This window comes from Brevibacterium oceani, assembly GCF_013623835.1.
Classification (GTDB): Bacteria; Actinomycetota; Actinomycetes; order Actinomycetales; family Brevibacteriaceae; genus Brevibacterium; species Brevibacterium oceani.
In genome coordinates this window covers 179,578-201,787 of record NZ_JABKDE010000002.1, presented here as the reverse complement: position 1 = coordinate 201,787, position 22,210 = coordinate 179,578, and the positions used below count along the sequence as shown (strand labels likewise).

General features: G+C 66.3%; 18 protein-coding genes. 8 read left to right on the top strand and 10 right to left on the bottom strand.

Translation table 11 applies throughout. The features are described 5' to 3' along the window. Positions 1-6: 6 nt before the first annotated feature. From HK401_RS04135 to rpsT, 3 genes are all read left to right on the top strand, one after another. Complete coding sequence (locus HK401_RS04135; protein ID WP_181273419.1) at positions 7-771, top strand: endonuclease/exonuclease/phosphatase family protein; 765 nt, start codon at positions 7-9, stop codon at positions 769-771. Positions 772-878: 107 nt separating this feature from the next. Beyond that, entirely contained in the window at positions 879-1,532 is a 654-nt protein-coding gene (locus HK401_RS04130) for a type II toxin-antitoxin system PemK/MazF family toxin (RefSeq protein ID WP_181273418.1), read from the top strand. A gap of 208 nt (positions 1,533-1,740) precedes the next feature. Then, positions 1,741-2,001: a 30S ribosomal protein S20 gene (rpsT, locus tag HK401_RS04125; protein WP_166972181.1), complete on the top strand. Its 261-nt coding sequence runs from the start codon at positions 1,741-1,743 to the stop codon at positions 1,999-2,001. A 138-nt stretch (positions 2,002-2,139) separates the two neighbouring features. Here rpsT and holA read toward each other — a convergent pair whose 3' ends face one another. The 5 genes from holA to HK401_RS04100 form a co-directional block, all read right to left on the bottom strand. Beyond that, positions 2,140-3,123, bottom strand: a complete 984-nt coding sequence (gene holA / locus HK401_RS04120; protein WP_181273417.1) for a DNA polymerase III subunit delta — start codon at positions 3,121-3,123, stop codon at positions 2,140-2,142. 130 nt (positions 3,124-3,253) lie between these two features. Beyond that, positions 3,254-5,464, bottom strand: coding sequence for a ComEC/Rec2 family competence protein (locus tag HK401_RS04115; RefSeq protein ID WP_181273416.1), 2,211 nt, complete (start codon positions 5,462-5,464; stop codon positions 3,254-3,256). A gap of 166 nt (positions 5,465-5,630) precedes the next feature. Then, positions 5,631-6,509: a ComEA family DNA-binding protein gene (locus tag HK401_RS04110; protein ID WP_181273415.1), complete on the bottom strand. Its 879-nt coding sequence runs from the start codon at positions 6,507-6,509 to the stop codon at positions 5,631-5,633. A 137-nt stretch (positions 6,510-6,646) separates the two neighbouring features. Beyond that, on the bottom strand, positions 6,647-7,522 hold the full coding sequence (locus tag HK401_RS04105; RefSeq protein ID WP_181273414.1) for a DegV family protein: 876 nt from the start codon (positions 7,520-7,522) through the stop codon (positions 6,647-6,649). Then, the gene (locus HK401_RS04100) at positions 7,519-8,826 is read right to left on the bottom strand and encodes a UDP-glucose dehydrogenase family protein (RefSeq protein WP_181273413.1); all 1,308 of its coding nucleotides are present in this window, start codon (positions 8,824-8,826) and stop codon (positions 7,519-7,521) included. Before HK401_RS04100 ends, HK401_RS04105 begins: the two co-directional genes overlap by 4 nt. A gap of 96 nt (positions 8,827-8,922) precedes the next feature. On the opposite strand from HK401_RS04100, the gene HK401_RS04095 reads away from it, so the two are divergent. Then, positions 8,923-9,639, top strand: a complete 717-nt coding sequence (locus HK401_RS04095) for a hypothetical protein (protein ID WP_309135905.1) — start codon at positions 8,923-8,925, stop codon at positions 9,637-9,639. A 167-nt stretch (positions 9,640-9,806) separates the two neighbouring features. On the opposite strand, the gene nadE is transcribed toward HK401_RS04095, so the two are convergent. Then, on the bottom strand, positions 9,807-10,640 hold the full coding sequence (nadE, locus tag HK401_RS04090) for an NAD(+) synthase (RefSeq protein WP_181273412.1): 834 nt from the start codon (positions 10,638-10,640) through the stop codon (positions 9,807-9,809). A 99-nt stretch (positions 10,641-10,739) separates the two neighbouring features. Beyond that, positions 10,740-13,655, bottom strand: coding sequence for a leucine--tRNA ligase (gene leuS / locus HK401_RS04085; protein ID WP_181273411.1), 2,916 nt, complete (start codon positions 13,653-13,655; stop codon positions 10,740-10,742). A 190-nt stretch (positions 13,656-13,845) separates the two neighbouring features. Here leuS and HK401_RS04080 point away from each other — a divergent pair, with 190 nt between their 5' ends. Together HK401_RS04080 and HK401_RS04075 are read left to right on the top strand one after the other, a co-directional pair. Continuing rightward, positions 13,846-15,654: an AMP-dependent synthetase/ligase gene (locus HK401_RS04080; protein WP_181273410.1), complete on the top strand. Its 1,809-nt coding sequence runs from the start codon at positions 13,846-13,848 to the stop codon at positions 15,652-15,654. A gap of 230 nt (positions 15,655-15,884) precedes the next feature. Continuing rightward, the gene (locus HK401_RS04075) at positions 15,885-16,928 is read left to right on the top strand and encodes a glutathione S-transferase family protein (RefSeq protein ID WP_181273409.1); all 1,044 of its coding nucleotides are present in this window, start codon (positions 15,885-15,887) and stop codon (positions 16,926-16,928) included. On the opposite strand, the gene HK401_RS04070 is transcribed toward HK401_RS04075, so the two are convergent. After that, complete coding sequence (locus HK401_RS04070) at positions 16,929-17,669, bottom strand: DedA family protein (RefSeq protein WP_373563638.1); 741 nt, start codon at positions 17,667-17,669, stop codon at positions 16,929-16,931. Between the two features lie 125 nt (positions 17,670-17,794). Between HK401_RS04070 and HK401_RS04065 the strand changes: the two genes are divergently transcribed. Together HK401_RS04065 and HK401_RS04060 are read left to right on the top strand one after the other, a co-directional pair. Continuing rightward, a complete protein-coding gene (locus tag HK401_RS04065) occupies positions 17,795-18,829 on the top strand; it encodes a YhjD/YihY/BrkB family envelope integrity protein (protein ID WP_181273408.1) in 1,035 nt (344 codons plus the stop codon). Between the two features lie 55 nt (positions 18,830-18,884). Continuing rightward, positions 18,885-20,312: a glyceraldehyde-3-phosphate dehydrogenase gene (locus HK401_RS04060; protein ID WP_181273407.1), complete on the top strand. Its 1,428-nt coding sequence runs from the start codon at positions 18,885-18,887 to the stop codon at positions 20,310-20,312. Positions 20,313-20,517: 205 nt separating this feature from the next. Here HK401_RS04060 and HK401_RS04055 read toward each other — a convergent pair whose 3' ends face one another. Both HK401_RS04055 and HK401_RS04050 read right to left on the bottom strand, forming a co-directional pair. Continuing rightward, positions 20,518-21,180 (bottom strand): hypothetical protein, encoded by a 663-nt coding sequence (locus HK401_RS04055; protein ID WP_258234001.1) that lies wholly within the window; start codon positions 21,178-21,180, stop codon positions 20,518-20,520. After that, on the bottom strand, positions 21,177-22,142 hold the full coding sequence (locus tag HK401_RS04050) for a D-2-hydroxyacid dehydrogenase (RefSeq protein WP_181273406.1): 966 nt from the start codon (positions 22,140-22,142) through the stop codon (positions 21,177-21,179). Before HK401_RS04050 ends, HK401_RS04055 begins: the two co-directional genes overlap by 4 nt. Positions 22,143-22,210 lie beyond the last annotated feature (68 nt).

Here is a 22,210-nt window from a genome sequence, read left to right as displayed (position 1 = left end):
GGGAGCATGAGCGATTTCACAGTCATGAGCTTCAATCTCCGCTACCCCGCCATGGACGGTCATCCCGTGGCGCAGCGGCTGCCGGTCGCTGCCGAGCTCATCCGCCGCGCCCACCCCCACATCGTCGGCACTCAGGAGGGTGAGCTCGATCAGCTCGAAACCCTCATCGGGATGCTGCCCGAGGAGTACATCTGGCTCGGCGAAGGCCATTCCGGAGGCAACGCCGGAGAGTTCACCGCCGTGATCCTCGACTCGCACCGCTTCGACGTCGATGCGGTTGACATCTCGTGGCTGTCCGAGCAGCCCGAGACCGTGGCTTCGGAATCGTGGGGCGTCTCCCATGCGCGGACGCTGACGACCGTCGACGTCCGCGACCTCGTCACGAAGCGACGTCTGCGGGTGCTCAACACCCACCTCGACCACCGGTCCGAACGCGCCCGGGTGGAGTCGGGCCGGATCATGGCCGAGACGATCGCCGAGGCGGCCTTCCCCTCCGTGGTCACCGGAGACTTCAATGTCGCCACCGGATCCCCTATCTACGACCTCTTCTGCACCGAACTCGGGCTGACCGACACCGCCGCCGAGGTCCCCGGTGAGGACATCGGCACCTTCCACCGGTACAAGGGACCGCAGGCGGGTGAGCCGCGCATCGATTGGATCCTCACCACCGCGGGGCTGCGCACGGTCTCGACGAGGATCGACACGTTCAACCTCGACGGCACGTACCCCTCCGATCATTTCCCTGTCGAAGCCGTCCTCGACTTCGAGTGAGGGCACGGTCTTCTCCTGGTGACCCTGCGATTGAGTCCGTGTGCGCGGTTCGGTCATCCTCTCGCGTTCCCCTGCCTCGATCAGGCGGCCTCGATTAGGCTGAGGACATGAATTGGAGATCGATCGTCAACCGTGCCGCGCGGATCGGGGTCCGCGAGGGCCTGCGCTACCTGCGCCAGTCACAGTCGAAGAAGAACAGCGGGGGCGCGCCCCAGGGCGACCGTCCGGAGGCCGGTCGTCCCGACGCCCGCCGGCGGGATTCCGGATCGCGCGGATCCGAGACCAGGGCCACCTCGGCGAGGCCGTCCCCTCAGTCGGGCGGTGGGGGTCAGTCGGGCGGTGCCGGCGGATCCGGCGGTTCCTATCCGGGTGACTACGAGGGCCCGATCACGGTCAGCTACTCCCCTGATCTCGACGGCGATGCCGACCCGGGCGAGGTCGTGTGGGGATGGGTCCCCTTCGAAGAGGATCACTCCCAGGGCAAGGATCGTCCCTCGCTCGTCGTCGGACGCGACGGGCGGTGGCTACTCGCACTCATGCTCACCAGCAAGGACCACATTCCCGGCGGAGTCGGCGAGGTGCGTGAGGACCGGCATGCGCGCTGGATGAACATCGGCACGGGCGAGTGGGACTCGCAGGGCCGGCCCTCGGAGATCCGACTCGATCGCGTCATCCGCCTCGACCCGGATTCGATCCGCCGTGAGGGCGCGATCATGCCGCGTGAGGTCTTCGACCACGTGGCGAAGACCATCGCCGGCTGAGGGCGGATTCGTCCGTCGCGGGATTTCCCGCCCGGGCACGGAGGCTGTATGATTGACAGCTGTGTCTTCATCAAGGCGTGTGTCTCGCCGCGGTCGGGTGAAGACGCCGTCGGATCCGATGTCGTCGATGTGTTTCCCCGCGGAGATGATCAGGTCGGTTCGACGCGCCCTCACGACCATGTAGTACTCACACGAAAGAGTGTTGAAATTGGCTAATATCAAGTCCCAGATGAAGCGGATCAAGACGAACGAGAAGGCTCGTCAGCGCAACAAGGCTGTCCGGTCCGAGGTTCGCTCCTACGTCCGCGTCGTCCGCGAGAACATTGCTGCCGGCAACAAGGACGAGGCACAGCAGGCTTATGCTGTGGCCGCCCGCAAGCTCGACAAGGCTGTTTCGAAGGGTGTTCTGCACAAGAACAACGCTGCGAACCGCAAGTCGCGTCTGGCTACGCAGATCAACGCTCTCTGAGCAGACGACTGAGGCTGTAGCTTCGCAGGGCCCGATCCACCACGGATCGGGCCCTGCGCACATTCAATTGCTACCTGACGGCGGCCCAGCAACCTCGCGCGAGGTTGCTGGGCCGCCGTCAGGTAGCAACTGGGGCGGTCAGCGGACGCGGGCCAAGCGGCTGACTTCGGAGACGAACCATTCGACGGCATAGACCGGGTCCCTGCCGCCGCCCTTGACGGCCTCGTCGGCTTCTGCCGCGGCGATGAGTGACTGGCCGAGTGCGACCTCGTTCCACCGCCGAACCTCCCGCCTGGCGCGGTCGACCTGCCAGGGCGCCATCTTCAGCTCCGAAGCGAGCTCTCCGCTCGAGCCGGCGAACCCCTGCACCTTGGCCATTCCCCGCAGCTTCATCGCCACCGCCGCAACGAGCGGCACCGGGTCGGAACCGGTCGACAGTGCGTGGCGGAGCAGGCTGAGTGCGTTCTTCGCGTCCCCGGCCACCGCCGCATCGGCGACCTTGAACCCGGTGGCCTCGACGCGTCCGCCGTAGTACTGGTCGACGGTCTGCGCGGTGATCGTGCCTTCGGTGTCCTCGATGAGCTGGTCGACTCCGGCGTTGAGTTCGGCAAGGTCCGAGCCCAGCGCCGACATGAGCGCGGCCATGCCCGCCTCGTCGATCCGGCGTTTGGCGGCTTTGAACCGACTCTGCGCGAACTTCGCCCGGTCGCTCTCGTTCCTCAACACCGCCGCATCGATGCGGGGAAAGCCCGCGGCGTCGATCTTCTTGACGAGCTTCGCTCCGCGATTGCCGCCGGCGTGCATGAGCAGCACGACGGCGTCGTCATTCGGTTCGTCGAGGTAGGCCAGCGCATCGCTCAGGAAGTCCTCCGAGCACTTCTCCACGGAATCGACGATGATGAGCTTCGCGGAGGAGAACAGGGAGGGTGAGGCGGCCATGGCCAATTCGCCGGACTGATACGCTGCCGCGTCGAATTCGATCTCCTCGGGATCCTTCTTCCGTGCCGCCGAGACGATCCTGTCCTTGGCCATGCGCACGAGCACCGATTCGCCGCCGGAGATCATCACGACCGGGGCCGGTTTCGCCGAACTCCACGGGACGAGGGTCTTCTTCACTGCCATGACCACCAGCCTATCGTGGCGGGCCGACACACGTGGCACTCGCCGAGGCGGCCCTCACCTGGGGGCCACCCGAGCCTCCGCCCGGCTCCCGCTCACCGGTTTCGCCTGTCCTCACCGGTTTCGCCTGTCCTCACCGGCGGTCTTCCGAGCATCCCCGTCCGGTGCTGTAGTGACCGTCGGCATAGATCGCGACCGACCCGCAGTGATCGGTGCGCAGAACCGGGACGGGTCCGAAGGCGCGCAGCGACTTCTGCGTCGGATGCCCATAGCTGTTCTCCCCCACGGACACAACTCCCAACCGCGGTGCGGCCGCGGTGAAGAACTCCGGCGCCAGATCCGAAGAACCATGATGCGGTGCGATGAGCACGTCGACCGGACTCAGCCCCTGCGCGAGCACGTACTGCTCATCCTCCCCGACGTCCCCTGGCAGCAGGGTGGACAGCCCGTCCTGTTCGACGCGGACGACGAGCGAATCCTCATTGCGCAGCTCCTCGTCCTCTCCCCCGACCGTCGGGCGCAGCGGCGGCCACAGCACCTCCACCGAAGCAGACCCGATGTTCAGGCTCTGCCCGCGGTCGGTGGCCACCACCTCGGCGCCCGTGTCCGTCGCCACCCTGCGTGCCTCGGCCGTGTCCGCGACATTTGCGGACACGAACAGCTTGCCGATCGTCCTCCCCCACGTCGTACCTGCATAGCCGGCGAAATGGTCGGCGTCGAAATGAGAGAGCATGAGGTCGAACTCCTTGATCCCGGATTCGTCGAGACACATATCGATGGGTTTCGACTCCTTGCCCGTGTCGATGACCAGCCCCTTCCCATCGCCGAGGTTGATCACCGCACCCGAACCCTGCCCGACGTCGCAGACGAGCACCCGCCAATCGGGCCCCGGCGGTTTGCTGCGCACCGTGACGACGACCGCAGCAGTGAGCACGATGCACAGGACGAGGATGGGCAGTCCCCACATCCGCCGGCGCAAGAGCATCCACGTGCCCACAGCAGCGACGGCCAACAGCCCTAGAGCCAGCAACGTCCCCACCGGTGGTGTGGGCCAGTCGAGCGCGGCACCGGGCAACGACGCACAGGCACGGGCGACCCCGACGATCCACCATGCCGGGAATGACCCGAGCCAGGCGAGGAAGGCTGCGGCGAACTCCGGCCCGGGCAGACCCGTCGTGGCCGTCCCTGTGAAGACGAGGCTGAGGAAACCGGCCACGGTGGCCGGCAGCACGGCAGGCGCGGCCAAGGCGTTCGCGGCCACCGACCACAGGCCGATGCGCGGATCGATGCCGACGAGCACCGGAGTGCACGCAAGCTGCGCGACGAGAGGTACGACGAGCGCGGTCACCAGCACCGCAGGCACGAACGGCACGTGCACCGCCAACCGCCGCATCAGCACCGGGACGACGAACATGATCGCAGCCGTGGAGACGACGGAGAGCACGAACCCCACCGAGGTCGCCAGAACCGGCACGAAGGCCAACAGCAGGCTCGCCGTCGAGCACATCACCGCCACCGGGGAGATCCCTCCCCCGCGCAGGAACACCACGGCGGCGGCGATCGCCATACCCGCTGCCCGGATCGCGCTCGGTTCGAAGCCGACGACGAAGACGTAGCCGAGGCAGGTCAGCACCCCGATGCTCACCCGCAGCCGTGGTCCTGCCCGGCAGAAACCTGCGAGCAGTCCCGCGCCGAGGCTGACGATCGTGACATTGCTGCCCGAGACCGCCGAGACGTGGGTGAGTGAGACCACGCGCATGTCGTCGAGCATGCGCTCGTCCTGCGGGCCGGTGTCGCCGACGACGAGTCCCGGCAGCAGCCGTCCACCGTCGTTGCCCGCTGCCAGGGAGTCTTCCCGCAATCGGTCGCGCAGCACCTCCCGCCACTGCCAGAGGCCGCCCGGTTCGCGTACGACGCGAGGATCGTCGCTGCTGAGCCGGATGTCGTCGAGCCGCTCGGTCATCATCCGCACCCGGGACCCGTCGGCGACGACCTCGGGACTGAGCACTTCCGTGAAGCCGGTGGCGGTGACCAGGGTCAGCCGTGACCATCCGCTGGGCCCGGGAGTGCTGTGCCCGATGACGGTGCCGACCGTTTCGACTGCGGCCTCGGGTCCGCGCGCCGTCGACAGCGCAGTGATCTGGGTCGTCAGCAGGCATGCGAAGACGAGGAGCCCGACGCCGAGGTGGTGGTGCCTGTGCAGAGTGAGGAATCCGAGGGCTCCGAGTACGGGGGCCGCAAGCAGTGCCCACGGGCCGGGTGCGAGCAGTGCCGTCGTCCACAGTCCGGCCGCGCAGCACAGCAGGCGAACCGAACCCGGCCACAGTCGCGCCTGAACACGCATCCACCCGCCGATCGCCGCAGCCGACCGGTGCGCCCGGTCTCTGAGCCTGTCCCAGCCTGTGTGGAGGTCCCGCCTGGCGCACCGGCCCCCGCGAGGTTCGGACTCCCGACCGCTGCGCCCGCCGCCGCGTGATCGGGATTCCTGTCCGTTCCTGTGCGGTGGAGGCTCAGCCGACGGTGACAAGGTCTCTGAGACTCTCGAAGGTCTTCGGCCCGATGCCTTTGACCAGCAGCAGATCATCGACGGAGGCGAACGGCTGAGACTGGCGGTGGGCGATGATGGCTTCGGCGGTGACCGGACCGACGCCGGGCAGGGTTTCGAGGGCCGCGGCATCGGCGGCGTTGAGATCGATCTTGCCGCCTGCACCCGGTGCTCCGCCCGCAGCATCAGATGCTCCGCCCGATGTACCCGATGCTGCGTCTGCACCTCCCGATGCCCCGTCGGCTCCACCGGAAGCCCCATCACCGGGCGGGGTTTCTCCTTCCTTCGGAATGTGGATCTGCTCTCCGTCGGCGAGGACTCGAGCGAGATTGATCGACTCGGCATCGGCGCCGTTGCTCAGGCCGCCGGCCGCTTCGACGGCGTCTTGGACGCGGGCTCCGGCCTTGAGCGTGACCACCGATGGCTTCTTCACAGCCCCGGTGACGTGAACGATGACATCGCCCGACGGTGCCGCGGAGGCTGCGCCCGCACCTCCTGCTCCGACTCCTTGCGCGCCCTCGGCCGGCCCGGTGCTCCCACCGGCGGGCGAGCCCGCCTCGGCGGTCGATGGGTTCGTCCCGTCCGATCCGGCCGCCGGCTCGTCGGCATCGGCACCCGTGGGCGCGTGCTGGGCCGCGGGGCGGAACAGGAAGAACGCGAGGACGAGGATGCCGACCGTGGCGATCGCGACCGCCACGAGCACCGGCAGCCGCACTCTCCGGGGTTCGACGACCTCCTCCTCGCCGGCGGAATCGGCGGTGAAGACGTCTCCCGGCACCCATCCGCCCCGTTCGGCACTGGAGTTCAGGAGGCCGGCGAATCGATCATCCGGAGACACAGCCATGCCCGCGAGGCTATGAGACTGCGCAGGGAAACGACCAGGGCCGGAGTGAGGCCTGTGGACACCGTGTCTGCGTCCACAGGCTCACGACGGTGGAGTCGAGGCGCTGTCCACAGGATGCGGCGTCGGAGTGAGGCCCCTTACGGCGTCGTCTGCACCGATACGCCGAGGGCGCCGGGACCGACGTGGGCGGTGATGATCGGCGAGAGCGTGCGGAAGCTCGTCGTGAAGCCGCGGGAGGTCAGCAGCTGGTCGAGTTCGATGACGTCTCGATCGTCTGTGAGGCCCTCCGACTGTTGGATCTCGGCCTGCAGCTCCGCGGGTTCGACCGCGAGGTCGGCGGCAGTTTCGGCGGCGATCGCGCTCATCCGCTGGAGGGCCTTGCCCCGGGTGCGCACCCGCGCGATCGGGACGACCACTCCGGACTTGAGTCCGAGGACGGGCACGATCTGCAGGGCGCGACCGAGGAGGGAGGACGCGGCTCCGATACGGCCGCCTCGGCGAAGATATTCGAGGGTTTCGGGAGCGAAGATCGTCACGGTCTCGCTCGCACACCAGTCGGCGACGGTCCCGGTGACCGATGACACCGACTCACCGGCAGCGATGCCCGCGGCCGCGACGGACACGGCCCCGGCCAGCCCCGCCGAGGTGGTGCGTGAGTCGACGACCTCGACGAGCACGGGGACGTCGGCGGCGGCCGTCACCGCGGAATCCCGCGTGCCCGAGAGTTCCCCGGAGATCGTCACGACGATGATCGCTTCCGCGCCGTCGTCGATGAGTTCCTGGAACGCGGCGGCGAACTGGGCGGGAGTGGCCATCGACGTCGTGACCTCCGCCCGGTCGGACAGTTGATGGCAGAGGACGCTGGGAGCAAGCTCCCCGTCGGTGTGGGCGATTCCGTTGATGAGCACGGTCAGCGGGACGATCCGGAACAGACCGCCGGTGACCACGGTCAGCCGGTTCCGCTCGGGCAGTGTCAGCTGCGCCGTCGAGTCGGTGACGAGCCCGACCCTCATGGACGGCCCAGGGCGCGATAGGTCCAGCCGACGCCCCGCCACAGTTCGGGCGTGAGCACATTGCGTCCGTCGACGAGGACCTTGCCGACCACGAGCTCGGCCGTGGCCGCCGGATCGAGCTCCCGGTATTCCTTCCACTCGGTCAGCAACAGCACCGCATCGGCCCCGGTCAGCGCCTCCGAGGTGTCGGTGACGTACCCGAGTTCGGGGAACGCCCGCTGTGCATTGTCGATGGCCTGCGGGTCGGTGACGGTGACGATGCCGCCCTGTGTGGCGATGAGTCGGGCCACGGCCAATGCCGGGGAGTCCCGGACGTCATCGCTGTCGGGTTTGAACGCCGCACCCAGCACCGTGATCTTCTTGCCGATGAACGACCCGCCCAACGCGTCGCGGGCGATGTCGACCATGCGCACGCGACGGCGCATATTGATCGAGTCGATCTCCTTGAGGAACGCCACCGCCTGATCGGCGCCGAGCTCACCGGCCCTGGCCATGAACGCGCGGATGTCCTTGGGCAGGCAGCCGCCGCCGAAGCCGAGTCCGGCGTTGAGGAACTTCCGTCCGATCCGATCATCCATGCCGATCGCATCGGCGAGCTGAGTGACGTCGGCGCCGGAGGCCTCGCAGAGTTCGGCCATGGCGTTGATGAACGAGATCTTCGTGGCCAGGAACGAATTCGCTGCTGTCTTCACCAGCTCCGCGGTCGCGAAGTCTGTGATCATCCGCGGCGTGTCCTCGGCCAGCATCGTCGCGTACACCTCGTCGAGAGTCGCCGCCGCTCGGTGCCCGGCGTCACCGTCGGTCACGCCGTAGACAAGACGGTTCGGATGCAGGGTGTCATCGACGGCATGCCCTTCGCGCAGGAACTCGGGATTCCACATCATCGTCGCACCCGTCTCCGCGATGACCTTCGCGAGACGGTCCGCAGTGCCCACGGGAACGGTGGACTTGCCCACAACCACCGACGTCCGAGTCAGGTGGGGACGCAGCGATTCAACGGCCGCATCGACATAGGTGACGTCGGCGGCGAACTCGCCGGGCTTCTGCGGAGTGCCCACGCACACGAAGTGCACGACCGCCTCGGCGGCACGGGAGACATCGGTGGTGAACTCGAGGCGGCCCTTGTCCTGAGCCCTGACCAACAGTTCACCGAGCCCCGGTTCGAAGAATGACGGACGACCCGATGACAGAGCCTCGACCTTGCCTTCGTCGACGTCGACTCCGACGACCTCGTGCCCCAAAGAGGCCATCGCCGCCGCATGCACCGCACCCAGATACCCGCAACCGATGACTGAAATCTTCAAGCTGAGCTCTCCTGCGTATAGGCATGCGTTTTCGCACCACACTATATGCCACCCGGTTGCACGATATGTGGAGGTTGAAACAGTAGGCTTGGAAATGTGAAGCGTTTCCTGGATTTCCTCACCAACTCACCGGCGGCCGTGACGATCGCGGTGCTCACCGTGCTCGGAATCGTGGCGCTCGCGATTCCCGGACTCCAGGGCGCGGCTTGGATCATCGGCCTCGTCCTGTGCCTGGGCATGATCGCGGCCCTGCTGCTGTTCCACGGCGAATGGCGCCGTGCCCAGCAGCAGATCGATGCCCTGCGTCAGCAGCTCAGCGTCGAACGCGGACGGATGGACACCCTCGGCCTGACCCCGGTCGAAGAGGCCGTCGAGCTGCTGCCCGACGAGAAGCGAGCCCGTCGCATCCTCGAGCTGCTCCCCGACTCGGGCGGACTCGTCCAATCGCTGCGCCTCGACGCGACCTTCGGCACCCTCGCGGTCGACGAACTCGAACCGCTGCACACGTTCTGCCAGGAGTTCAAGAAGTCGAGCTTCGACAACCCTCGCTCGCACACCGCGTTCATGAACCTCTACCGCGCCGCCGAGGGCCTGTCGATCTGGGTCAATGAGGAGACCGCGGTCTCGGCCGACGACTCCTCGACCCGTGAGATCCGCCCTGGTGACACCCGCGAGGACGGATGGCGGGAGTACACGGAGGCGCGCAGCCGGGGTGAGCGCCTCAGCGACGACTTCGTCTCCTCCCGCTGGGAGTTCAACCAGACGGCCCTCGAACTCGGACTCGTCTCCGGCGCACCCCCGTTCACCGACTGAGCTCCCACCGACCGAGCCTCCACCGGCCCGAGCCTTCACCGACCGAGCCTCCACCGGCCCGAGCCTTCACCGACCGAATCGGTCCTCGTACGAAACGACCGCCGCCGACGAATGCGTCAGCGGCGGTCGTTTCCCTTGCGGCCCCGATCAGAACAGGCCCGTCCGGGTCAGTGCCGGATCCACCACGTGTCCGTCGGCGCCACCGGGGTGCGCCGCTTGTGCTCGGACCGGCGGTACTTCTCGATGAGCGCCGAGGCGGCTGCGGGCTCGATCTCCTTCCCCTCGAGGAAGTCGTCGATCTGGTGGTAGCTGAGCCCCAGCGATGATTCGTCGGTCTGCCCGGGATCCTCGTCGAGCAGATCCGCGGTCGGCGCCTTGACGACGAGATGATCGGGAGCTCCGAGGTGGCTCAGCAGTTCTCGTCCCTGCCGCTTGTTCAGTCCCGACAGGGGGATGACGTCGGCGGCTCCGTCGCCGAACTTCGTGAAGAACCCGGTGACCGCCTCGGCGGCATGATCGGTGCCGACGACGAGGAGGCGCTTCTCCCCCGCCAGCTCGAACTGCGCGATCATGCGCATCCGGGCCTTGACATTGCCCTTGCCGAAGTCGGTGATCGCCTCGCCGGTCGCCTCGGCATATTCCTTCGCGGCGGCGTCGGTGGCCGCACCGATGTTGATGGACACCTCATGGTCGGCGCTGATGAAGGACAGCGCATCCTGGGCGTCTGACTCATCGGCCTGGACGTGGTGGGGCAGCCGCACAGCCCAGAACTCGGACTGAGCACCGCGACGGCGCAGGTCCTCCACCGCCAGCTGGCACAGACGCCCGGCCAGGGTCGAGTCCTGACCGCCGCTGATGCCCAGCACCAGCCCCTTGGCCCCTGTGGTGAGCACATAGTCGACGAGGAATTCGACCCTCCGCTCGATCTCCGTAGCCGGGTCGATCCGCGGTCGCACGCCGAGGGCGTGCCGGATCTCATCCTGTGCTCTGTCGTTCGTCATGCTCTCACCAGTCATAGTCGGGGGCGATTCGGCGCTCATCGCCGCAAGTACTCGTGCAGTCTCCCAGATCCCGTGTTACGGCGATGTGTCAACCGTGCCTTACGCGTCGGGGACGATGTTGACGAGCTTCGGGGCACGCACGATGACCTTGCGCACCCCAGCTCCGCCGAGGGCCTTGACGGCATTCGGCGACTCCAGGGCGAGCTTCTCCAGCTCGGCGGCGTCGATATCCGGATCGACCTCGAGGCGGGCGCGCACCCTGCCCTTGACCTGCACCACGCACGTGACGGTGTCGGCGACGAGGTGACGCGGGTCCGCCTCGGGGAACGTGGCATAGGTGACCGTCGATTCATGGCCGAGACGCGCCCACAGCTCCTCGGCCAGGTGCGGCGCGAAGGGAGCGAGCATGATCGTCAGCGGTTCGAGGAGGTCACGGGTTGCCCCGCCCTGCTTCGTCGCGTGATTCGTCAGCACGATGAGCTTGGAGATCGCGGTATTGAAGCGCAGATGGTCCATGTCCTCGCGGACACCGCTGATGACCTGGTTGAGGACCTTGAGCGACTCCGCGTCGGCTTCGCCCTCACGCACCACGGACTCGCCGGTGGTCTCGTCGACGAAGAGACGCCACACCCGCTGCAGGAAGCGGTGAGCGCCGACGACGGCACGGGTCTCCCACGGACGATCCTGCTCCAGCGGGCCCATCGACATCTCATAGACGCGGAAGGTGTCGGCCCCGTAGGCGTCATACATCTCATCGGGCATGACCGAGTTCTTCAGCGACTTGCCGATCTTCCCGTATTCGCGGTTGACCTGCTCGCCGTTGTACCAGAACGTCAGCTCACCGTTGCTCTCGGTGCGTTCCTCCACTTCGGCGGCGGGAACGTAGACTCCGCGGGCGTCGGTGTAGGCGTACGCCTGGATGTAGCCCTGGTTGACCAGGCGGTGGAAGGGCTCCGAGGAGGAGATGTGGCCGAGGTCGAAGAGCACCTTGTGCCAGAACCGGGCATAGAGCAGGTGGAGCACGGCATGCTCCTGACCGCCGACATAGAGATCGGCGCCGCCGCGCGGCTTCGAGGCCCGCGGACCCAGCCAGTATTCCTCGTTCGCAGGGTCGACGAGGCGTTCGTCGTTGTGCGGATCGGCGTAGCGCAGCTGATACCACGACGAACCGGCCCAGTTGGGCATGGTGTTCGTCTCGCGCTGATAGGTCTTCGGACCGTCGCCGAGGTCGAGCTCGACACTCGTCCACTCGGCATTGCGGCTCAGCGCGGGTTCCGGTCGGCTGTCGGCATCGTCGGGCGCATAGGTGCGCGGCGCGAAGTCGTCGACCTCGGGCAGCTGCACGGGCAGCATCTCATCGGGCAGGGCGATGGGGGTGCCGTTTTCGTCATAGACGATCGGGAACGGCTCTCCCCAGTAGCGCTGCCGGGAGAACAGCCAGTCGCGCAGACGGTACTGCGTGGACTCGGTGGCCAGTCCCTTGTCTTTCAGCCACGTCGTCACGGCCGCCTTCGCAGCTTCGATGTCGAGTCCGTTGATGTCGATCTCGGCATTCGCCGAGTTGATCATCGCGCCGGTGCCGGTGAACGGGGTGTCCTCGTCGTGATCGGCCGGCGGCTGGACGGTGCGGATATAGGGCAGGCCGAAGGCCTTCGCGAAGTCCCAGTCACGGGCATCCTCGCCTGGCACAGCCATGATCGCACCGGTGCCGTAGCCCATGAGCACGTAGTCGGCGACGAAGATCGGCACCTGCGCACCCGTGGCCGGGTTGGATGCGTAGGAGCCGGTGAAGATGCCGGTCTTCTCCCGGCTCTGCTGCCGATCGGCGTCGGTCTTCGCAGCGGCGGCACGCTGGTAGGCGGCGATCGCCTCGGCGGGGGTGGCCCGACCCCCGCGCCAGGATTCGGGCGTGGATTCGTCCCAGGACGCCGCGGTCAGCGACGCGACCTGCGGGTGCTCGGGACTGAGGACGAGGTAGGTGGCACCGAAGAGGGTGTCCGGGCGGGTCGTGTAGACCTCGACCTCGGACGAGGACTCGCCGGCGACGGGCAGGCGCAGCAGCGCACCCTTCGAGCGGCCGATCCAGTTGACCTGCATCGCATGGATCGCGTTGGGCCAGTCGAGGGCGTCGAGGTCGTCGATGAGACGGTCGGCGTAGGCGGTGATGCGCATGTTCCACTGGCGCAGTCGGCGGGTGAAGACCGGGTAGTTGCCGCGCTCGGACAGCCCTTCCGCGGTGACCTCCTCATTGGCCAGCACGGTGCCCAGTCCCGGGCACCAGTTGACCGGCGATTCGGAGACATAGGCCAGACGGTAGCCCTGCAGAACGTCTTCGCGTTCGGCACCGGTCAGATCAACCCAGGCGCGGCCGTCCGGGGTGGGACGAGAGCCGGAGGCGAACTGGTCGATCAGTGTCTCGATCGGACGCGCCCGTCCCTTGGCCTCGCCGTCGGGGGTGTCCGCCTCGGTGTCATACCAGGAGTTGAAGATCTGCAGGAAGATCCACTGCGTCCACTTGACGAACTCGTCGTCGGTCGTAGCGAAGCGACGGCGGACGTCGTGTGCCAGGCCCAGACGGCGCAGCTGCTCGGTCATGTTCGCGATGTTGGCATCAGTGGTGATCCGCGGGTGCTGCCCCGTCTGGACCGCATAGAGGTCTGCGGGCAGACCGAAGGCGTCGTAGGACAGGGCATGCATGACGTTGTGGCCGCGCATCCGCTGGTAGCGGCCGTAGACGTCGGTGCCCAGGTATCCCAGTGGGTGGCCGACGTGCAGGCCGACGCCCGAGGGATACGGGAACATGTCCATGATGTAGAGGGATTCGCGCTCACTGAGATCGGCGGGCGGGCTGTATGGCGACGGGGTGTCCTGGGAAGCGGGCTCGCTGAGGTCTCCGGTGGGGTTCGGGGTGTGGAACGTTCCCGACGTCTCCCATGTGCGCTGCCACGACTTCTCGATCTTCTCGGCCAGCGCCGCATCATAGCGGAAACCGGTCTCCTCAGGGTTCGTCGTCATTACCTTCCTTCACTGAGCGGGTGTGGGCGGATTCCGTCCATCGTACTCTGAACACTCCCTGATCCGTCTTGGTTAGACTGCTCACAGGGCATCGAGCGCGTGGATCGCCCGGGAAACGTGATCGATTTCACTGAGACCTGGCTGAACTGTAAGATAACCGGGCAGTAACTTACGTCTTCGAAGGAGACCCATGAGCCCAACGACAATGCCGCAGTCGTCAACCCCCGTCGTCGGCTTCGAGGTCGATTCCACCTCCTCGACCACCGATGTCTTCCTCCGCACAGTCGCCGAGGACCCGAGTCGTCCGATGGTCGCCAAGCCCGACGGGGAAGGCTGGCTCGAATTGTCGGGTGCAGAATTCCTCGCCGAGGTGCGCGCGGCTGCGAAGGGGCTCATCGCCCTGGGCGTCGGCGTCGGCGATCGGATCGCGATCTTCGGGCCCACCGCCTACGAATGGACGCTCAGCGACTACGCCGTGTGGTATGCCGGCGGCATCTCCGTGCCGTTCTACGACACTTCGTCCGAGGCGCAGCTGAGCTGGATGCTCACCAATGCCGATGTCTCTCGCGGGCTCGTCGCCACACGTGAACACGCCGAACGGGTGCGCGCGGCGGCCGCTGCCGCCGGACGCCCCGAGCCTGCGCTCAGGGTCTGGGAGGACGGCGCCTTCGCCGAGCTCGCCGAGGCCGGCAAGGACATCAGCGATGAAGAGCTGGAGTCCGCTCGCTCCCAGGTCGGATCCGACTCCGTGGCCACGATCATCTACACCTCGGGCACCACGGGCAAACCGAAGGGCTGCGTGCTCACCCACGCGAACTTCGTTCAGACCGGGCAGGCGGCCCGCTATCAGATCCCCAGCGTTCTGGACACGTCGATGCGCTGCCTGCTCTTCCTCCCGCAGGCTCACGTCTTCGCGCGCTTCATCGAGGTCCTCGCCATCAGCAACGGAGCGCTGCTTGCCCACCAGTCCGATCTGACGAAGCTCACCGATGCGATGGGCACCTTCCACCCGACGTTCATCCTCGGTGTCCCACGCGTCTTCGAAAAGGTCTTCAACTCCGCGCTGGCAACCGCTCAGGCCGGCGGCAACGAGAAGATCTTCCGCCGTGCCGAGCAGGTCGCCGTCGCCTACTCGAAGGCGCTCGACACCGGCAAAGTGCCGATGAGCCTCAAGCTTCAGCATGCCCTCTTCGACCGACTCGTCTATCGGAAGCTGCGGGCGGCGATGGGCAACAACGTCACTCATGCGGTCTCCGGCGGTGGGGCGCTCGGAGCCCACCTGGGTCACTTCTTCCGTGGGCTCGGCATCATCGTCTTAGAAGGCTACGGACTCACCGAGACCACTGCGCCCATCACTGTGAATGTTCCCGAGAGGTCGAAGATCGGCACCGTCGGGGTTCCGCTGCCGGGAGTCTCGGTGGCGATCGCTCCGGACGGCGAGGTGCTGGCCAAGGGCGTGCCGATCTTCCGCGAGTACTGGGACAACCCGGAGGCCACGGCCAAGGAATTCCACGACGGCTGGTTCGGCACCGGTGACCTCGGCTCCCTCGACGAGGACGGCTACCTCACCATCAGCGGGCGCAAGAAGGAGATCCTCGTGACCTCCAGCGGCAAGAACATCGCCCCCGCACCACTCGAGGACATCCTCCGCCGTCACCCGATCATCGGGCAGCCGGTGCTCGTCGGCGAGAACCGCAAGTTCGTCTCCGCACTCATCTTCCTCGACTCGGAGATGCTGCCGGGCTGGCTGAAGAACCACGACCTGCCGCAGATGGATCTTCACGAAGCCGCCGACGACGACACGATCCACGCCGAGGTCGCCAAGGCGGTCGAGCAGGTGAACAAGACGGTCTCGCGCGCGGAGGGAATCAAGAAGTTCACGATTCTGCCGATCGAACTCACCGAGGAGAACGGCTACCTGTCGGCCAAGCAGTCGGTCAAGCGCCACCTCATCAACAAGGACTTCGCCGAGGACATCGAAGCGATCTACGCGGACTGATCGGGCGCGTGATCGCCGCCGAGCGCATCGATCGGCGGCGATCACGCGCCGCTCAGCGACGATCGCACACCGATCAGCGGCGATCACCGGAAATCGGCCCGGGCATGAACCCATCATGGGTTCGCGCCCGGGCCTTCTCGTCGTTGGCCGACACGGTCGCCGGGGTCGGGGCACCCGTCGTAAGCTGAGGGCAGAAGCCGATTCTCACCGATCCGATGGAGGCGACACTCATGTCCGAGGACACCGATCACACACCCAGCTACGTAGCCGCGGGGCAGGAGTTCAACAGAGACACGAACTACATCGAAGACCGCATCCTCAATGATCCTGGTGCCCAGTGGCCCGTCGAACCCGGCCGCTACCGCCTCATCGCCGCGCGTGCGTGCCCGTGGGCCAACCGCACGATCATCGTCCGCCGGCTCCTCGGGCTCGAGGACGTCATCTCGCTCGGCATGCCCGGTCCTACCCACGATGCCCGGTCATGGACCTTCGACCTCGATCCCGGCGGCGTCGACCCGGTCCTCGGCATCGAGCGCCTGCAGCAGGCGTTCTTCGCCCGCTTTCCCGATTATCCGCGCGGCATCACCGTGCCCGCCATGGTTGATGTCCCCACCGGGGTCGTCGTGACCAACGACTTCCCCCAGATCACCGAGGACTTCTTCACACAGTGGACGGACTATCACCGTGAGGGCGCCCCGAATCTCTGGCCCGAGGAGTCACGGGACGAGATGGCGAAGGTGATGCGCCACATCTACACGGAGATCAACAACGGGGTCTACCGATGCGGGTTCGCCGGATCACAAGAAGCCTACGAGGCGGCCTTCGACCGCCTGTTCAACGCTCTCGACATCGTCGAGGAGCGTCTGAGCACGTCCCGCTTCCTCATGGGTGAGACCATCACCGAGGCGGACGTCCGACTCTTCACCACGCTCGCCCGCTTCGACCCTGTGTACTTCGGCCACTTCAAGTGCAACCGTCAGCCGCTGACGGCGTTCGAGAACCTCTGGGGCTACGCCCGAGACCTCTACCAGACGCCCGGCTTCGGGGACACCATCGACTTCGTGCAGATCAAACAGCACTACTACATCGTCCACCAGGACGTGAACCCGACGCAGATCGTTCCCCAGGGGCCCGACCTCTCCGGTTGGCTCAGCGACCACGGACGCGACCGGAAGTTCGGCGGTTCGCCCTTCGGCGACGGCACCCCTCCGGGACCGGTCAAGCCGGGCGAAGAGGTTCCGTTCGATCACACGGCTGCCGCCTGGACGAAGTGATCATGAGTCGAATTCTCCGGGTTCGATGACGTCGGCGCGTGAAACGTCGATGCCTGCCGCCCGCTTCCGCCGGTGTTTGCGGACCTTGAGCACGATCCACACGATGAGGAAGACGACGACGGCGATGATGACGATCTTCTGGAAGTAGCCGGCGTAGGTCTCGACGACCGCCCAGTTCTCGCCCAGGTAGAAGCCGGCGATGATGAGGATGGTGTTCCAGATGGCGCTGCCGGCCGTCGTCAGGGCCACGAACTTGGCCAGGCGCATGTCCCGCATGCCCGCGGGGATCGAGATCAGTGAACGGAAGATGGGGATCATCCTGCCGAAGAACACGGCCTTGTCGCCGTGCCGGTCGAACCAGTCGACGGTCTTGTGGACATCGTCGACGTCGACGAGGGGCATCTTCACCGCGATGCGGGCGATGCGCTCGATGCCGATCCACTTGCCCAGGGCCCATAGGATGATCGCACCGATCAGCGAACCGAGGGTCGCGCAGACGATGGCCAGCACGATGTTCATCTGACCCTGGCTCGAAGTGAAGCCGGCCAAGGGCAACACGAGCTCGCTGGGGATCGGCGGGAAGATGTTGTCGAGGAACACCATGAATCCGACGCCGAGTGGCCCGAGGGCTTCCATGACGGTCACAGTCCAGGCGGAGAACCCGCTGAGGTTCTCAGCTGCACCGCCCTCGGAGGTGAGCACGAAATCGGGAGCAGAACCGGTTGCTAGAGAAATCGGCATGGGCAAAAGTCTAGATAAGGGCACGGCCTGCCGCTCACAGTGCGCTCACAGCGGCTAGTGTGGAAACGGACACCTCAGGGAGGAATCGAAGGCACTTCTGCCATCGACATCGAAGGAGCAACCACGTGGCACCAGCCAAAGTACTGGCCTCGCGCAACAACGTCGCCGAGGCCGGCCACAACGCCGTCAACCGGCCGGGACCCGCACACCTCATGCGCGCCGTTCAGCGTTTCGGCCAGCGTCTGGGCAACCAGTTCGGTGCTGCGATCACCTACTTCCTCGTCCTCGCGGTCATGCCCATCGCGATGGTCAGCCTCGCGAGCATCGGTTTCGTCCTCGACGTCGCCCGCCCCGACCTGCTGTCCATGGCCACCGAGCAGATCGAGTCGTTCACGGCAGGCAACTCCTCTCTGACAGAGCAGCTCGAGAGTTATCTGCTCGACTGGCAGGGTGTGGGGATCATCGGTATCATCACCGGCCTCTACACAGGGCAGGGATTCATCGGCAACCTCGGTGCGGCTGTCCGTGCCCAGCTGCATGAGGACTTCGACGATGTCGTGGAGAAGTCCTTCGTCAAGAAGATCCTGAACAACGTCGTCACCCTCATCGGTCTCATCGTCGGTCTCCTCATTGCTGTGGCGCTCACCGTCGTCGGCACCGGACTGCGGTCGGTCATCGCCGACCTCCTCGGTCTCGGCGGATTCGCCGGCAGCCTGCTCTTCATCGTCCCGCTGCTGCTCGTCTTCGCAGCGGCCTGGCTGATCTTCATGTTCCTGTTCACGATGCTGCCGGAGAAGCCGGTGGACAAACGGGCCAAGATCCGCGGTTCACTCATCGGCGCGGTGGCGTTCGTCATCCTCATCAACTTCTCCACCGTGTTGATCAATCTCTTCTCGGGCAACAAGGCCGCGGGTGTCTTCGGCTCGATCATCGCGATCATGCTCACCCTCAATGTGTTCGCCCGCATCGTCCTCTTCATCGCCGCATGGATCGGCACCGCGAACCCGCCGCGGCTGCAGGAGGAGGAACCGGAATACCGCTTCGTCGAACCCAAGGTGCAGGCACAGAGCCTCGGCGCGCTGCTCGCCGGTGCCGGGATCGTCACGCTGACCCTGCTCGGCTTCAGGCGCTGGGAGGAGCACCGGTCGGCTGAGGAATAGGCGAAGCGATAGACTGAGCCCGCATCCGTTTCAACTGACCGAGGGGACACGACCTTTGACTGACGCAACGACGGCACGCCTGAACGATTGGGCGAAGAAGCAGACCGCCGCCGAAGAACTCATTCCGCTAGTCGGACGCCTGTACCGCGAGAACGACGTGCTGCTCACGCTGTTCGGACGGTCGCTGCTGAACAAGTCGGTGACCGGCATGATCAAGGCGCACCGCTACGCCCGCCACTTCCTCGGCGAGGACCTCGACATCGAGGTCACCCACCGCATCGTCAGTGCCCTAGCCGGACTCAACCTGGCACCGGCGCGCATCGATCTGGGCCGCCTCGTCGAGAAGATGGACGATCCGAGCGGCGATATCGACGCCTACCTGGCCGAAGCACTCGCCGAGGTCGTCGACTCCCAGTCGGGCAAGGGTGAGGTCCGCGATGTCGTCCTCTACGGATTCGGTCGCATCGGCCGTCTGCTGGCCCGCATCCTCATCGACCGCGCCGGCGGCACCGGGATGCGCCTGCGCGCCATCGTCGTGCGCCGCAATGGAGAGAACGACATCATCAAGCGTGCCTCGCTGCTGCGCCGTGACTCGGTCCACGGGGCCTTCGACGGCAGCATCGTCGTCGACGAGGTGGCCAACACCATCCAGGCCAACGGCACCCTCATCCAGGTCATCTACTCCGACGATCCCTCGCAGGTCGACTACACCTCCTACGGCATCGACAATGCGATCATCGTCGACAACACCGGCAAGTGGCGCGACGAGGACGGGCTGGCCAAGCACCTCGCTTGCCCGGGAGCAGCGAAGGTCCTGCTCACCGCGCCCGGCAAGGGCGATGTCAAGAACATCGTCTTCGGTGTCAACGACGATGCGATCCTCGACTCCGACCGGATCGTTTCGGCCGCGTCCTGCACGACGAACGCGATCACTCCCGTGCTCAAGGCCATCAACGACAAGTTCGGTGTGCGCAACGGTCACGTCGAGACGGTGCACTCGTTCACCAACGACCAGAACCTCATCGACAACTTCCACAAGGGTTCGCGACGCGGTCGGGCGGCCGGGCTGAACATGGTGCTCACCGAGACCGGTGCCGCCAAGGCCGTGGCCAAGGCGCTGCCTGAGCTGGCCGGGAAGCTCTCGGGCAACGCGATCCGCGTTCCCACCCCGAACGTGTCGATGGCGATCCTCAACCTCAACCTCGAGACCGCGACGAGCGTCGACGAGCTCAACACCTTCCTGCGCGAAGTCTCGATGCATTCGAGCCTGCGCAACCAGGTCGACTACGTCACCTCCCCTGAGCTCGTCTCGACCGACCTTGTCGGTTCGAAGCGCGCCGGCGTCGTCGACGGACTTGCCACGATCGTCGATGACGACCGCGTCGTCGTCTACGTCTGGTACGACAACGAGTTCGGCTACTCCTGCCAGGTCATCCGCTGTGTGGCGAAGATGGCCGACGTCGACGTTCCCGCATTCCCCTGATCTCGCAGAGCAGCTGATATCGCCGAGGCGGCTCACCGAATCCTGTGATGATTCCTTGGTGAGGCGCTCAAGGACATTTGAGATTCGGCCCACTTTCGGCTGAGCAGCCCGGTTCCAAACTTGGGCTGCTCAGCCGAGAGTGGGCCGCTTTCGTAGGCGTGCCGCATACGGGTCGTTTCCGTAGGAGAATCCACGCCACACCGCATCACTCCGCGGCGTCGGCCTCCATCGCCTCGTGCAGCCAGATCGGCGTGAAGTCGGCGAATCGAGCGGCGAGTTCATCGTCGCTGTCGAGGATGACGGCCAGCCGGTCATCGGCCGCTGAGAGCTCCCCCGCCCAGATCGGTCCCAGGCAGGCCAACAGCAGGCAGGCCAGCACGACGGCTCCGGCGAGGATCGGGGTCTGCGACCACAGCAGCACTCCGAACAGGATTCCCACCACGACGAAGCCGATGGCCACGGCCATTCCTGCTGAGCGGGTGCGCGGGGCCTTCGCCTTCGCAGGTCGGGTCGCTGCGACCGAATCGAGGATGTCGCGGTTGATCCGGGTCCACGCGATGATCGCTCCGAGCGCGCAGACGATGCCGATCATGATGAGACTGAAGGCGGAGAACAGCAGCACCGCATCGATGTGATCGCCCTGTGCCTGCAGGGCGGCACCCAGACCGGCCACGAGCATCGCGCCGGCCAGCACGAGCATGCTCAGCAGCCGGGCACGGCGCACCGCGATGAGTTCGGCGAGCACCCGAGCCAGATACGCCCGATCTGCCTGAGCGTCGTCGGCGTGAGCACCGTCAGCCTGGTGGCCGTCACCCTGCACACCGTCTGCCCGAGAGCCGTCGGCCCGAGGGTCCTCAGCCTGACTCAACGGACGTACCCGACGGTCTTGTCGACGGTGTGCGGGAAGGCTTCGCCGACCAGGTACTGCTCGAAGAGCCGGTGGAACTGACTCGCCAAGCGCATCCGCCACCCGTCGGTGTCCCCGCTCATGTGCGGAGTGATGATGACGTTGTCCATCGCCCACAGCGGATGCCCGGCAGGCAACGGTTCCTCATCGAAGACGTCGAGGCCGGCTCCGGCGATCTGGCCGGTGCGCAGTGCGTCGACGAGGGCATCGGTGTCGACGGTGTCGCCGCGACCGACATTGATGAACACGGCGGTGTCGCCCATGGCCGCGAACACCTCGGCGTTGATGAGCCTCTCCGTCCGCTCGGTCAGGGGCGCGATGTCGACCACCCAGTCGAAGCCGGCGACGTGCTCGGTCAGGGTGGCCGAGTCGATGACCTCACCGAAATCGGCGTCCCCGCTGCGGGCGCGGGAACCGGCCCCTGTGACGTCGATGCCCACGGCTGTGAGCAGTCGGGCGATCTCCCGACCGATCGCCCCGGTGCCGACGACCAGCGCTGTGGAACCCGTGATGTCACGAGTCGATCGCCGGTTCCATTTCGCCGCACGCTGATCGGCGAGGGAGCCGATCGCGCTCTTCGCGTGCATGAGGATGTAGTTGAGCACGAATTCGGCGATCGGACGGTCGAAGATCCCACGCGCATTGGTCACCGTCACCGGTGAGTCGACGAGTTCGTCGAAGAGGAGGGAGTCGACGCCTGCGGCCGCCGCATGCACCCATTCGAGTCGGTCGGCGTGGCCGTAGGCGTCTTTGAGCGCGGTGGAGAAGAAGTCCCACATCAGCAGCACATCGGTGCCCGGCAGCGCCTGGCCCAGCGTGTCCGCCTCGGCGATCCGCAGCTCGACGCCGTCCCGCTCCCCCAGGTCGGTGAGCAGGGCGGGGATCTCGGTCCCGGGCGCGTTGAGAATCGTCAGTACCGTCATTCCTCATCTCCTCCGGCAGGGTGCTTTCTGCCAGACTAACGGATTTGGTCCGCCCAAGCGCCGAGGCT